Origin of the sequence: Amycolatopsis sp. SB7-3 (genome assembly GCF_041021335.1) — a bacterium.
Lineage (GTDB): Bacteria > Actinomycetota > Actinomycetes > Mycobacteriales > Pseudonocardiaceae > Amycolatopsis > Amycolatopsis japonica.
Window position 1 is genome coordinate 2,138,150 of sequence record NZ_JBFPJQ010000001.1, and the last position, 12,261, is coordinate 2,150,410.

A 12,261-nucleotide genomic window follows, 5' to 3' on the forward strand; every position below is an offset into this window, starting at 1 on the left:
TGCGGCACGGTCGTCTTGTTCCCGGACTACCGGCAGACCGTGCCCGGAGCGGGTGTGACACCGCTCACCAGGTACTTCACCTCTTCGGAGCGCACGCAGGCCGAGTTCAGCAGCCCCGTGTGCCCGTACCCGGCGTCGACGAGCAACGTCGAGTTCTCGATGTTCCTCGCGAGCCCCTTCGCCCAAACGAGCGGCGTCGCCGGATCGTGTTCACCGCCGACCACGAGGATCGGCGCGGCGCCGCTCACCTTCTGCGGCCGCGGCAGGTACGCCGAGGGCACCGGCCAGGCCGCGCACCCGCTCGCCATGTCCCAGAACTCCGAGTACCGCCAGCCGTGCGGCGAGAGCGTCTTCACCAGTCCCTGCATCGCCCTCATGTCGGCGTAGGAGGTGAACGGCGAGCCGAAGTCGTGGCAGCCGATCGCGCGGTACGCGCCGTAGGACGGGTCGAGCTGCGAATACGGCAGCAGTCCGTCCGCGTCGCCCGCCGTCGCGGCGTCGATCGCCTTCGCCAAGCCCGGCCAGAACGCGGGAAGGATCAGGTTGCCGTAGACCCCGGACGCCATCTCCTCGGCGGTCACGTTCCGTCCGAGCTGTTTCGACGGCACGCCGCCGGGCGTCCGCATCAAGGCGTCGTAGGTGGCGAGGACATCCTTGCCGCGAAGCACGCAGTCGGCCGACGTCGTGCACCACTGCGCGAAGTCCTTGAGTGCGCCTTCGGTCGCGACGGCTTCTTCGAGGACCGCCTGCCTGGTCGGCCGCGAGTGGTCGACGGCGCCGTCGAGCACCATCGTCCGGATGCGGTTCGGATACTTCTCCGCGTACACGGCGCCGAGTTCGGAACCGTAGGAGACGCCGAGCCAGTTCACCTTCGGCTCGCCGAGAGCGCCACGGATCGCTTCGATGTCGTCCGCGGCGTGCCATGTGTCCACAGAGGACAGTGCTCGCCCGGTCCTCTTCAGACATTCCTCACCCGAGGCGCGGTTGTGCGCCAGGAGCTTGTCGTAATCGGCGCGGCTCCGCGGGAACCGGCTGACCGCCGGATCGTGCAGATCCGGCCCGCAGGTGATCGCGGGCGTGCTTTCGCCGACGCCGCGCGGGTCGAACCCGATGACGTCGAACCGCTGCCGCACTTCGGCCATTTCCGGCTTGTCCAGCGCGAAACCGCGGCCGCCGTACTTGAGCACGGTGACCCCGGAACCACCCGGCCCGCCCGGATTCGTCAGCAGCGAACCGATACGGCGCCCGGGATCGGTCGCGGGCAGTTTCGCCAGCGCGATCGAAAAACCGCCGCTCACCCGGAGGTTCGCGCATTCCAGCGTCGGCGCGTACTCGGTCGCGCACGGCCTCCAGTCGATCCCGGACGCGGCGGACGCCGGCAGCGCGGTCAGCGGAAGCAGGGTCAGCGCGGCGACGGCGGCGAGCGCTTTCATGCGGGCTTCACCGTGATCGAACCGGTGCCGGACTGGAGGTCCAGTACGTTCGCCGAAGCCTGGTCCTGCCGCACGCCACCGGTCTCGACCTTGCCGGTCTCCGCCTTCGCACGGACCTGGTACGCGCCGTCGGGAACGGTGACGACGACCTTGCCGACCTCCGCGTTCGCGGTGACCGCGCCCGGCTTCGCCAGGCCGATTTCGATGTCGCCGGTGCCGGTGCGCAGGTTGACCGGCCCGGACGTGCCCATCACCTTGAAGTCGCCGACGTCGCCCTTCAGGTCGACCGAGGCGGCGCGGGCGAGGGTGATCTTGCCGGTGCCGATGGACCCGGAGACCGCCAGCTCGCGCGGCACCACGACGTCGTAGTCCACGCCGCACTGCTGACAGCCGCCGAGGACCAGCGTGCCGTTCTCGACGCTGTACGTCTTCCCGGGATTCTTGCCGTTATAAGTCACTTCGCGGCGCAACGAGACGGGCGCACCGTCCTCGACCCGCAGCGTGACCGTGCCGACCGGCACGTCCACCCGGATCGCGGTGATCTGCTCGGTGACGGGCGCGCCGTCACTCAGTTTCTGCTGGAATTCCCCTGTGCAGCCGACGATCCCGAAGGCGGTCAGCGCGCCGAGAGCGAGCGCGCCGAGGACGCGCTTCTCCTTGTTCCCCATGAGAAAGTATTCCCCCGATAAGTCTGTCAGGCCGCTTTGACCGTGACGCTTCCGCTGTCGGTGTTGAGATCGAGCTTGTGCTGTGCCGAACCGGACTGGTTCACCTCGATGTCGCGGTGGCCGCTGCCGGTGCCGCCGGTGACGTTGTACTCACCCGACGGGACGGTGACCTCGACCGAACCGCTGTCGGTCCGCGCGGTCACGTCGGCACTCTTGAGGAGTTCGAGTTCGATACGGCCGCTGTCGGTCCGTGCTTCGACGTCGCCGCCGAGCCGTTCTCCCTTGATGGCACCGGAAGCCGCCTGCACCGTGACCGCCTGCCCGATATTCGCCAGGTCGACGCGACCGGCTTCGGACCGGACCTTCACGGTGCCCGGCACGTCGCGCACCTCGACCCGACCGGAGTCGACCGTGACGTCCACAGTGGACGCTCCGGCGATGTCGAGCGCCCCCGAGTCCAGCTTGCCCGAGACCGGGATACCCGCCGGGACCACCACGTCGTAGGCGACCTCGCAGGACGAGCCGCAATCGGCGAGGACCAGGGTGTCGCCCTCCACGCGGAAGGCGTCGCCCGGCTTGCCGCCGCGGTACTCGAACTGCTGGTGGATCCGCACCGGCCCCTCGCCGGCGTGCACCTTGACGCGGCCCTCCTCGTTGTCGATGCGCACACTGCGGATCGGCTGGGCCACCTCCGCGGTGGCCTCCGCGTCGGACGGCCACCACCAGCCGAGGCCGGTGAGGACACCGACACCGATCAAGGCGATGCCGCCGATTGCGAGGAGTGGGCGCGCCATGGTCTTGAGTCCCTCCAGAGCAGGTTTTCGTGTAACCCGACGCTAAGGGCACCACGACGGCTTGGACATAGGGGTAACCCCCGGATTCGTCCCTGAACCCGCACCCGGGCCCTCGGGGTCATAACCTGGCTCCGTCATCTGTTCAACGACCAGGAGGACGCATGCCGCAGGCACCCGATCCGTACAGCTTCCTGCCCGATCTGCCTGCCTTCACCCTGAGCAGCACCGACATCGAAGAAGGCGGCTTCCTGCCGACACCCCAGCTTTCCGGGATCTTCGGCGCGGGCGGCGAGGACCGTTCCCCGCAGTTGTCGTGGGAGGGGTTCCCCGCTGAGACCAAGAGCTTCGCCGTGACTTGCTACGACCCTGACGCCCCGACGGCGAGCGGATTCTGGCACTGGGCGGTGTTCAACATCCCGGCGTCGGTGACCGCGCTCGCCGCGAACGCGGGCGACGAAACGGGCTCCGGTCTGCCGGAGGGCGCCGTCACCCTGAAGGGGGACGGCGGCGTGAAGCAGTTCCTCGGTGCGGCTCCGCCGCCCGGACACGGGCCGCACCGGTACATCTTCACGGTGCACGCCGTCGACGTCGAAAAGCTGGAAGTCGGCGAAGACGCGACGCCGGCGTTCCTCGGCTTCAACCTCTTCGGCCACGCGATCGCCCGGGCGTCGCTGACGGCCCTGCACGAGAACAAGGGCTGATCGGTACAGCGGGTCGTGAGTGGCGATTCGGGTTCTAACCCGAATCGCCACTCACGACCGCCCTAGACCTGCCCGTTCGCCCGGCCCCGCTCCATGTACTGCCCTTCGGGCGGGTCGCCGAAGCCGAACTGCCGGTACAACCCGTGCGCGTCGGCGGTGTGCAGCATCCACCGGAACTCCGCGCCCGGCCCGTTGTCGATCATCTCCCGGACCAGTTCCTTGCCGAGCCCAGCGCCACGCGCGTCGTCGACGACGAAGACGTCCGCGAGATAAGCACTGCCGATGGTGTCCGAGAACGCCCTCGCGAAGCCGACCAGACGACCGGTCGACGTCTCGTACGCCCCCACGACGCGCCAAGCGTTCCTGAAGACCTTCTCGACCAGTTCGCGGTCTCGCCACTTGCCCCAGTAGACGCCGGTGGACAGGTGCTTCCACACCACGTCGAGGTCCACCCGTGCCGGGTCGTCATCCAGTTCGTACGCGCCGACGATCCTCATGATCCGAACGCTACCCAGCAGGTCAACGAGGTTTCAGCAGGTAGTCCACCACCGGCCGCAGTTCCTCCGCGGACGGCGGCTCGTCGTCGATGAGGCCTTGGATCAGCAGACCGTCGATCCCGGCGAGGAACACCCGGAACGCGACCTCGTCGTCGTGCCGGACCATCGAGGTGAGCACGTCCAGCCAGCGCCGGGCGGCCGGCCGCAGCTCGGGTTTGCGCGCGGCCAGCAGGTACAGCTCGTACTCCGCCATCGTCCGCCCGCGGCGCGGGCCCAACGCCTCCGCGAGCAGCCCGGCGACCTCTTCCGCGCCGCGGCTGCCGCGCGAGCGGGCGCGGTCGATCATCCAGTAGACCTCGGTCGCCATATCCCGGGCGCACGAGATGAGGGTGGCGATCAGCAGGTCGTCGAGGCTCGAGAAGTGATAGGTCGTCGAAGCCGTCGGCACGCCGGCCTCGGCGGCGACCGTCCGATGGGTGACGCCGGCGACGCCGTCCCGTTCGATCACCCGCAACGCGGCCGCGATGATCTCTTCGCGCCGCTTCTCGCCCCTGGCCTTGCGGCCGTCGACCTGGATCTTCACTTAGTGCGCGCTCCCTGCCTCGATCAACACGACGCCGCCGACCACCAGTACCAGACCGGCGATCACGGAGAGGTTGACCGGCTCCTTGAAGAACACCATCCCGACGGCCGCCACCAGCGCGACCCCGGCCGCGGCCCAGATCGCGTACGCGACGCTCACCGGCACGCCCGCCTTCAGTACATACGCGAGCGCGACGAACGCGACGGCGTATCCGACGACCACGACGATCGACGGCCCCACCTTGCTGAAGCCCTCGGAAAGTTTCAACGACACGGTCGCGGATACCTCAGCGGCGATGGCCAAAGCCAGAAGGAGATACGCACCCATGTCACAAAAACTACCTGGACGATCGTCTTAAAACAAAGAGAGGCGTACACCACATCGGTGGGACTTGGGCGCGGTCAGTGGGTTACCCATCAGTAAGAAGCATTAGTCTGCCCCCACCACCACACGCTTCACTCGGACGAAAGGCACCCGAAGATGGGCGCTGTACAGCTGACGCTCGGCGGGATCGCGGTCCTGCTCGGCGTCGTCGCCTGGGGAATGTTCTTCGCGACCATCGCCCGCTTCGTGCGGGTGATCCGCCTCGGTCAGCCGGACTCGACCCGCAACGGCCCGTTCATCCCGCGCATGAAGACCTTGATCAAGGAATTCGCCGCGCACACCCGGATGAACAAGGTCAAGAGCGTCGGCCCGGCGCACTGGCTGGTCATGTGGGGCTTCCTGATCGGGTCGCTCGCGCTGTTCGAGGCGTACGGCGAGGTCTTCGTCCCGACGTGGGGCTGGCCCATCCTCGACGACTGGTCGCTGTTCCAGCTGCTCATGGAGCTGCTCGGGGTCGGCACCATCGTCGGCATCCTGGTGCTGATCTGGATCCGGCAGAAGAACCACCCGCGCCGCGCGGACCGGCAGTCCCGCTTCCAGGGCTCCAACTTCAAGTGGGCGTACTTCATCGAGGCCGTCGTGCTCATCGAGGGCATCGGCATCATCGGCGTCCGTGCCGCGAAGTCCGCGCTGAACGTCCACGAGACCCCGATCTGGGCCGCGTTCGTCTCGCACCCGATCGGTGAACTGCTGCCCGCCAGCCCGGACCTGGTCTCGGTGTTCGCCTTCGTCAAGCTGATGAGCGCGACGATCTGGCTGTTCGTCATCGCGCGCACGATGACCATGGGTATCGCCTGGCACCGCTTCAGCGCCTTCTTCAACATCTACTTCAAGCGCGAGGCCGACGGCGGCGTCGCACTGGGCGCGCTCAAGCCGATGATGAGCAACGGCAAGGTGCTCGACCTCGAAGAAGCGGACCCGGACGAGGACACCTTCGGCGTCGGCAAGATCGAGGACTTCAGCTGGAAGGGCTGGCTGGACTTCTCCACCTGCACCGAATGCGGCCGCTGCCAGTCGCAGTGCCCCGCGTGGAACACCGGCAAGCCGCTCTCGCCGAAGCTGCTCATCACGCAGCTTCGCGACCACGCCTACGCGAAGGCGCCGTACCTGCTCGCGGGCGGCAAGCGCGACATGGCCGGCGACGAGATCGGTCTGTCCGGCGACAACATGTACGCGGGTATCGACGTCCTCGCGATCGCCGAGTCCCAGAAGGCCCTCATCGGCGACGACGGCGGCGTCATCGACCCCGAGGTGCTGTGGTCCTGCACCTCATGCGGCGCTTGCGTCGAGCAGTGCCCGGTGGACATCGAGCACGTCGACCACATCGTCGACATGCGCCGCTACCAGGTGATGATCGAGTCCGCGTTCCCCAGCGAGCTCAACGGGATGTTCAAGAACCTGGAGAACAAGGGCAACCCGTGGGGCCAGAACGCCAAGGACCGGCTCGCCTGGACCGAGGACCTGGACTTCGAGGTGCCGGTGTTCGACGGCGACCTCGGCGACACCGAGTACCTCTTCTGGGTCGGTTGTGCCGGCGCGTTCGAGGACCGCGCGAAGAAGACCACGCGGGCCGTCGCGGAGCTGCTGCACATCGCGGGCGTCAAGTACACCGTGCTCGGTTCGGAGGAATCCTGCACCGGTGACCCGGCCCGCCGCGCGGGCAACGAGTTCCTGTTCCAGATGCTGGCGCAGCAGAACGTCGAGATCCTGAACTCGGTGTTCGAGGGCCGCGAACGCAAGGCGCGCAAGGTGGTCGTCACCTGTGCCCACTGCTTCAACACCCTCGCGAACGAGTACCCGGAGCTGGGCGGGCAGTTCGACGTCGTGCACCACACGCAGCTGCTCAACCGCCTGGTGCGGGAGAAGCACCTGACCCCGGTGGCCCCGGTCGCCGAGGACGTCACCTACCACGACCCGTGCTACCTGGGCCGCCACAACAAGGTCTACGACGCTCCCCGTGAGCTCGTCGGCGCTTCGGGCGCCCAGCTGCGCGAGATGCCGCGGCACGGCGACCGCTCGATGTGCTGTGGCGCCGGTGGCGCGCGGATGTGGATGGAAGAGAAGATCGGCAAGCGGATCAACGTCGAGCGCGTCGACGAAGCGCTCGGCACCGCCCCCTCGAAGATCGCGACCGGTTGCCCGTTCTGCCGCGTGATGCTCACCGACGGCGTCACCGCGCGCCAGAGCGACGGGCAGGCGAGCGAGAAGGTCGAGGTCGTCGACGTCGCCCAGCTGCTGCTGACCGCCGTCAAGCGGAAGCCGGAGCCGCAACTGGTCCCGGCGGGCGCACCCTCCTTGGACGCGGTCTCGGACGCCGAACTCGACGGAAAGGCCGACACGCCGACCGACGAAACGGCCACCGGAACTCCGCTGCCCGAGGAAGACAAGTAGAACGTCACACCCGGAGGGGACATTCTCTCGCACATAATGCGAGAGAATGTTCCCTCTTGTTTTATCCCCGGTGCGGTTATTTCGTTCCATTACCCGTTCGGCGGTACACCGTGGCGATAGGCTGCAGCGGATCCGGAAAAAAGGGGCGAGGAATCAATGGGCAACCGTCACGAACTCCGCTCGGTCAGAGAGCACCGGCTCGCCACACCGGGATCGCCGACCGTTCGCCCGACCGCCCGTATCCCGTCGTCCGCGGCACTCGCCAGAGTGGCCCAGGAAGCGACCATCCCCAGCATCCCGGCCGCGCGGCGGCCGCCGCGACAGGAACGGAAACGCACGCGCGTCCGCCCGTACGTCCGCACGGGCGGACGCACGCAGTCCAAGCGGAACTTCGCGATCGAAGCGATGATTTCCGTCCGGAACGACGCACCGTGGACCGCCCCGGGATTCAGCGTCGAATTCCATTCCGTGAGATCACTCTGCCGTCGTCCGACTTCGGTCGCCGAAGTGGCCGCGTCCTTATGTGTTCCACTCGGCGTTGCAAAGGTCCTTTTGGGTGACATGGCCGAACTCGGTTTGGTCACCGTTCACGAAACGCAGGCTGAATTCGACGGTCATCCGGCACTCGCCTTGATGGAACGCGTCCTGCAGGGATTGCGTCGCCTGTGAGATCGGCGCACCCGCACTACGCTACGCGAGGTGAGTGAAGAATCCGGTGACGAAAGCACGCTGACCGTGGTGCTGGCGGGTGGGGTCAACCTCGCCATCGCCGTGCTGAAACTGATCGCCGGGATCATCACCGGCTCCGGCGCGATGCTGTCGGAGGCCGCGCATTCGGTGGCTGACACGATCACCGAGGTGCTCCTGCTGACCGCGCTGAAACGGTCGGATCGCCCCGCCGACCGTGTCCATCCCTTCGGCTACGGCAAGGAGCGGTACTTCTGGTCGCTGCTCGCCGCGGTGTCGATCTTCTCCTCCGGCGCGATGTTCGCGCTCTACGAAGGCTTCTCGACGGTCTTCGGCGAGGCGACCGAGCAGACCGATCCGATCGTCGGCTACATCGTCCTCGCGATCGCGTTCGCCCTCGAATCAGTCTCCTGGTTCCAGGCCGTGCGGCAGGTGCGCCGCGACGCCGCCGACTCCGGCCAGAAGGTCTCGGTCTACCTGAGGATGATCGACGACCCGGCGCCGAAGACCGTCCTGTTCGAAGACTCGGCCGCGCTGATCGGCCTGCTGCTCGCGTTCGCCGGGATCGGGCTGCACCAGCTCACCGGCTCGCACGTCTGGGACGGCGCGGCGTCGATCGCGATCGGGATCCTGCTGGCGCTGGTCGCCTACGTGCTCGGGCGGACCAACCGCGGCCTGCTGATCGGCAGGCAGGCGGATCCCCGGCTGGTGCGCGGGGTGCGGGAGCACCTGAGGAACGCGCCGGAGATCGAGGCCGTCGTCGACCTGCAGACCATGCTCATGGGCACCGATCAGGTACTCGTCTGCGCCCGCGTCGACTTCGACGATGCACTCGGCGCGGCGGACGTCGAACGCGCCTGCGTCCGGATGGCGACCGAGCTGACCGGGACCTTCGGCGACGTCACCGAGGTGTTCATCGAACCGGTCCCGCGCACGGACGCCGAACTGCGCGCGGCCGTGCTGGCCCGCTACGGCGACATCGCCGAACGGTGGGACAAGGGTCAGTAGCCGAAGTTCTGCGTCCAGTACATGCCCTTGGTGTTGACGCCGACGCCGATCTTCTTCAGCTTGCAGTTGAGGATGTTCGCGCGGTGGCCCTCGGAGTTCATCCAGGCGTCCATCACCTTGGCGGCGCTCGACTGGCCCTTGGCGATGTTCTCGGCGCCCGGCTTGTCGTAGCCGGCGGCCCGGATGCGCTGGTCGAACGTGACGCCTTCCGGCGTGGTGTGCGAGAAGTAGTTCCGCGCGGACATGTCGTCGCTGTGGCCCTGCGCGGCGGCGGCGAGATGCGACTCGTTGCTCACCGGCGAGCAGCCCGCGTCGGCGCGCTCGGCGTTGACGAGGTCGATGACCTGCCCGGCGAGCGAGCTGTCCTGCGAACGGGGCGGCTCCGGAGCCTTGCTCGAAGCGGGCTTGAGAGCCTCGGAAGACTTCGCGGGCGGCTCGGCCGCGGCGGAGGACGAGCTGGGCGGGGCGGTGGACGACGTGGGAGCCGCCGAGGACGACGTCGGAGCGGCCGAGCCAGGCGCGGAACCCTCAGGCGCCGGAGAGGACGTCTGACCGAAGTAGGCAGGCGGCTTCGCGAGGGCGTCGCCCGGTCTGCCCTTCGTGTCGGGGACGCTGAGTGAGAGATTGCTCAGCGCGGTGCCCTGGAACCGATCGGTCACCATCAGGTAGCTCGCACTGGCGATCACCCCACCCAGCAGGACGCTCAGCGTGACAAGCAGTAACCGGCTTCGTGTTCTATTGGGGGACACGGGGCCGAAAACTATCACGAACTGGTTACGGCAATACCCCCGAAAGTAGTAATACCGGTCAGCGGCTGAGGCGGCCCGTGGAGTCGTGCGTGATCGCCGCCGCGTCGGCGAGGAACCGGATCACGGTCTTCAGCTCGTCGTCCGTGTAGTTCTCGCAGGCCTCGCGGACCGACTTCACCAGGTGATCCCACAGCGGCGCGGCGGAGGCCATCCTCGCCGCGTCGATCTCGATCAGGACCTTTCGCCGATCCTCGGGATGCGGCTTCCGGGTGACGATCCCCTTGCCTTCGAGCCTGTCGATGAGCGCGGTGATCGACGCCGGCGCGAGCCCCGACAGCTGCGAAAGGGCTTTCGGCGTCTGCGGTCCGAAGCGGGCGAGGTAATCGGTCACCTTGCTTTCGACGGCCGAAAGTCCGCTCAGCTCGGCGATGGCCGTGTGGAACATGACCGTCTCCGTCGACAGCGCGCGCGACCCGTTGAGGATCCGCTCGACCAGTTCCGCTCGCTCGCTTGACACATCGACCAGCCTAGCGGAGTCTTTAGTTCGATAGAACGAATTAGTTCCTAAGAGATTCGATGGGGTGAACGATATGGCGAAGGTACTGATCGCCGGCGGGGGTATCGCGGGCACGATCACGGCGATCGCACTGCACGAGACGGGCCACGAGCCGGTGATCCACGAGGCGTACGACCGGACCGCCGAAGGGGTCGGCGCGTTCCTGACCCTGGCGGTGAACGGCCTCGACGCACTGGCGCCGCTGGGACTGAAAAGCCTGGTCAAGAGCCTGGGATTCGATACGCCACGGATAAAGATGCATCTCGGCGACGGACGTGAACTGGCGGATTTCGCCCTCGGCGGGGCGCTCGAGGACGGCACCGTGAGCCAGACCGTGCTGCGCTCCGAGCTGTACATCGGCCTACGCGACGAAGCCGTCAGACGCGGCATCGAGATCCACTACGGCAAACGTTTGGCCGACGCGCGCGAGACCGGCGACGGCGTCCTCGCGACCTTCGAAGACGGCTCATCGGCCGAAGGCGACCTGCTGATCGGCGCGGACGGGCTCCGCTCGCGGGTGCGGACGATCATCGACCCGAAGGCGCCGTCACCGCGCTACGTGCCGCTGCTGAACACGGGCGGGCTGGCCGAAGGCCTGCGGCTGGACGACGAACCCGGCGTCATGCACATGACGTTCGGCAAGCGGCTGTTCTTCGCCCACGTCGTCCACCCTGCCGGGGGTGTCTGGTGGTTCGCGAACGTCCCCCGGAAGCGTGAGCCGTCGCCGTCCGACCTCACCGTGACGGCCACCTGGCGCGAGGACCTGATCCGAGGGCTGGCGGTGGACCGCACCCCGGCCGTCGAGATCGTGCGCGCGACGCGCGAGATCTACCGGCCGTGGGCGACGTACGACTTCCCGAGCGTGCCGACCTGGCGGACGGCCCGGATGGTCATCATCGGCGACGCCGCGCACGCGACCTCACCCGCGGCCGGGCAGGGCGCCGCGATGGCCATCGAGGACGCCGTCACGCTGGCGCGATGCCTGCGTGACGTGCCCTCGATCCCGAAGGCGCTCGCCGTCTACGAAGGCCTGCGGCGCGAGCGCGTCGAGGCCGTCGTCGAGCGCGGCAAGCGCAACGGCGACGACAAGGCGGTCGGGCCCGTCGGGCGGGTGATCCGGGACCTCTTCCTCGCGCGGGCGTTCAAGAACCCGCCGGCGGAGGATCCGAACGCCTTCATGTGGCGGCATCGGATCGATTGGGAAGCCCCAGTCGCTTCTTAGCGCCAGGTGTCGACGCGGTGGAAGTTCTTGTACGCGCGGCTCGGGGTCGGGCCCCGCTGCCCCTGGTATCGCGAACCGGCCTCGTTCGAGCCGTACGGGAACTCCGCCGCGCTGGACAGGCGGAAGATGCAGAGCTGGCCGATCTTCATACCCGGCCAGAGCGTGATCGGCAGGTTGGCGACGTTCGACAGCTCAAGGGTGATGTGGCCGGAGAAGCCGGGGTCGATGAAGCCCGCGGTGGAGTGCGTCAGCAGGCCGAGGCGGCCGAGGGAGGACTTGCCCTCCAGGCGGCCGGCGAGGTCGTCGGCGAGCGTGACGGTCTCGTAGGTGGAGCCGAGGACGAACTCGCCGGGGTGGAGGACGAAGGGGTCTTCGCCCTCCTTCTCGACCAGCGAAGTCAGCTCGTCCTGCTGCAGCTGCGGGTCGATATGCGTGTACTTGCTGTTGTCGAACACGCGGAAGAAGCGGTCGAGTCGCACGTCGATGCTCGACGGCTGGACCATCGTCGGGTCGAACGGGTCGACGCCGAGACGGCCTGCGTCGAGCTCTTTACGGAGGTCACGGTCGCTGAGGAGCACGCGATCAGCG

The 12,261-nt window shown here is 67.7% G+C and carries 14 protein-coding genes; 5 read left to right on the forward strand and 9 right to left on the reverse strand.

Annotated elements, in window-relative coordinates; all coding sequences use genetic code 11:
• Positions 1–26: 26 nt before the first annotated feature.
• The 3 genes from AB8M46_RS10465 to AB8M46_RS10475 are packed head-to-tail and all read right to left on the reverse strand — an operon-like array spanning position 27 to position 2,895.
• On the reverse strand, positions 27–1,433 hold the full coding sequence (locus tag AB8M46_RS10465) for an alpha/beta hydrolase (RefSeq protein ID WP_394360172.1): 1,407 nt from the start codon (positions 1,431–1,433) through the stop codon (positions 27–29).
• On the reverse strand, positions 1,430–2,101 hold the full coding sequence (locus AB8M46_RS10470) for a DUF4097 family beta strand repeat-containing protein (RefSeq protein ID WP_378422367.1): 672 nt from the start codon (positions 2,099–2,101) through the stop codon (positions 1,430–1,432). The genes AB8M46_RS10465 and AB8M46_RS10470 overlap by 4 nt, the downstream gene beginning before the upstream one ends.
• A 26-nt stretch (positions 2,102–2,127) precedes the next feature.
• Positions 2,128–2,895, reverse strand: a complete 768-nt coding sequence (locus AB8M46_RS10475) for a DUF4097 family beta strand repeat-containing protein (RefSeq protein ID WP_037334478.1) — start codon at positions 2,893–2,895, stop codon at positions 2,128–2,130.
• Between the two features lie 161 nt (positions 2,896–3,056).
• On the opposite strand from AB8M46_RS10475, the gene AB8M46_RS10480 reads away from it, so the two are divergent.
• Positions 3,057–3,596 (forward strand): YbhB/YbcL family Raf kinase inhibitor-like protein, encoded by a 540-nt coding sequence (locus AB8M46_RS10480; RefSeq protein ID WP_350598537.1) that lies wholly within the window; start codon positions 3,057–3,059, stop codon positions 3,594–3,596.
• A 62-nt stretch (positions 3,597–3,658) separates the two neighbouring features.
• Here AB8M46_RS10480 and AB8M46_RS10485 read toward each other — a convergent pair whose 3' ends face one another.
• The 3 genes from AB8M46_RS10485 to AB8M46_RS10495 are packed head-to-tail and all read right to left on the reverse strand — an operon-like array spanning position 3,659 to position 5,003.
• Positions 3,659–4,093 carry a GNAT family N-acetyltransferase gene (locus tag AB8M46_RS10485; RefSeq protein ID WP_037334472.1) on the reverse strand — a complete coding sequence of 145 codons (435 nt, stop codon included), beginning with the start codon at positions 4,091–4,093 and terminating at the stop codon, positions 3,659–3,661.
• Between the two features lie 22 nt (positions 4,094–4,115).
• On the reverse strand, positions 4,116–4,676 hold the full coding sequence (locus AB8M46_RS10490) for a TetR/AcrR family transcriptional regulator (protein WP_016338154.1): 561 nt from the start codon (positions 4,674–4,676) through the stop codon (positions 4,116–4,118).
• A complete protein-coding gene (locus tag AB8M46_RS10495) occupies positions 4,677–5,003 on the reverse strand; it encodes a multidrug efflux SMR transporter (protein WP_037334469.1) in 327 nt (108 codons plus the stop codon).
• 153 nt (positions 5,004–5,156) lie between these two features.
• On the opposite strand from AB8M46_RS10495, the gene AB8M46_RS10500 reads away from it, so the two are divergent.
• The 3 genes from AB8M46_RS10500 to AB8M46_RS10510 all read left to right on the forward strand — a co-directional run bounded on the left by AB8M46_RS10500 (position 5,157) and on the right by AB8M46_RS10510 (position 9,146).
• A complete protein-coding gene (locus AB8M46_RS10500) occupies positions 5,157–7,451 on the forward strand; it encodes a (Fe-S)-binding protein (protein WP_394360173.1) in 2,295 nt (764 codons plus the stop codon).
• Between the two features lie 156 nt (positions 7,452–7,607).
• Positions 7,608–8,120: a DUF742 domain-containing protein gene (locus tag AB8M46_RS10505; RefSeq protein ID WP_037334464.1), complete on the forward strand. Its 513-nt coding sequence runs from the start codon at positions 7,608–7,610 to the stop codon at positions 8,118–8,120.
• A 30-nt stretch (positions 8,121–8,150) separates the two neighbouring features.
• Positions 8,151–9,146, forward strand: a complete 996-nt coding sequence (locus AB8M46_RS10510; RefSeq protein WP_394360174.1) for a cation diffusion facilitator family transporter — start codon at positions 8,151–8,153, stop codon at positions 9,144–9,146.
• Here AB8M46_RS10510 and AB8M46_RS10515 read toward each other — a convergent pair.
• Together AB8M46_RS10515 and AB8M46_RS10520 are read right to left on the reverse strand one after the other, a co-directional pair.
• A complete protein-coding gene (locus AB8M46_RS10515; protein ID WP_394360175.1) occupies positions 9,140–9,832 on the reverse strand; it encodes a CAP domain-containing protein in 693 nt (230 codons plus the stop codon). The two genes, AB8M46_RS10510 and AB8M46_RS10515, sit on opposite strands and share 7 nt — an antisense overlap.
• Positions 9,833–9,953: 121 nt before the next feature.
• Complete coding sequence (locus AB8M46_RS10520; protein ID WP_394360176.1) at positions 9,954–10,412, reverse strand: MarR family winged helix-turn-helix transcriptional regulator; 459 nt, start codon at positions 10,410–10,412, stop codon at positions 9,954–9,956.
• A gap of 73 nt (positions 10,413–10,485) precedes the next feature.
• Between AB8M46_RS10520 and AB8M46_RS10525 the strand changes: the two genes are divergently transcribed.
• Positions 10,486–11,673 carry an FAD-dependent oxidoreductase gene (locus AB8M46_RS10525; RefSeq protein ID WP_394360177.1) on the forward strand — a complete coding sequence of 396 codons (1,188 nt, stop codon included), beginning with the start codon at positions 10,486–10,488 and terminating at the stop codon, positions 11,671–11,673.
• On the opposite strand, the gene dcd is transcribed toward AB8M46_RS10525, so the two are convergent.
• Complete coding sequence (gene dcd, locus AB8M46_RS10530) at positions 11,670–12,251, reverse strand: dCTP deaminase (RefSeq protein ID WP_016338162.1); 582 nt, start codon at positions 12,249–12,251, stop codon at positions 11,670–11,672. The genes AB8M46_RS10525 and dcd overlap by 4 nt on opposite strands.
• Positions 12,252–12,261: the final 10 nt, after the last annotated feature.

Coding starts and splice junctions, on each gene's coding strand:
- AB8M46_RS10480 (WP_350598537.1), top strand. CDS start 3,057: ATGCCGCAGGCACCCGATCCGTACAGCTTCCTGCCCGATCTGCCTGCC.
- AB8M46_RS10525 (WP_394360177.1), top strand. CDS start 10,486: ATGGCGAAGGTACTGATCGCCGGCGGGGGTATCGCGGGCACGATCACG.
- AB8M46_RS10505 (WP_037334464.1), top strand. CDS start 7,608: ATGGGCAACCGTCACGAACTCCGCTCGGTCAGAGAGCACCGGCTCGCC.
- AB8M46_RS10465 (WP_394360172.1), bottom strand. CDS start 1,433: ATGAAAGCGCTCGCCGCCGTCGCCGCGCTGACCCTGCTTCCGCTGACC.
- AB8M46_RS10500 (WP_394360173.1), top strand. CDS start 5,157: ATGGGCGCTGTACAGCTGACGCTCGGCGGGATCGCGGTCCTGCTCGGC.
- AB8M46_RS10475 (WP_037334478.1), bottom strand. CDS start 2,895: ATGGCGCGCCCACTCCTCGCAATCGGCGGCATCGCCTTGATCGGTGTC.
- AB8M46_RS10470 (WP_378422367.1), bottom strand. CDS start 2,101: ATGGGGAACAAGGAGAAGCGCGTCCTCGGCGCGCTCGCTCTCGGCGCG.
- AB8M46_RS10495 (WP_037334469.1), bottom strand. CDS start 5,003: ATGGGTGCGTATCTCCTTCTGGCTTTGGCCATCGCCGCTGAGGTATCC.
- AB8M46_RS10485 (WP_037334472.1), bottom strand. CDS start 4,093: ATGAGGATCGTCGGCGCGTACGAACTGGATGACGACCCGGCACGGGTG.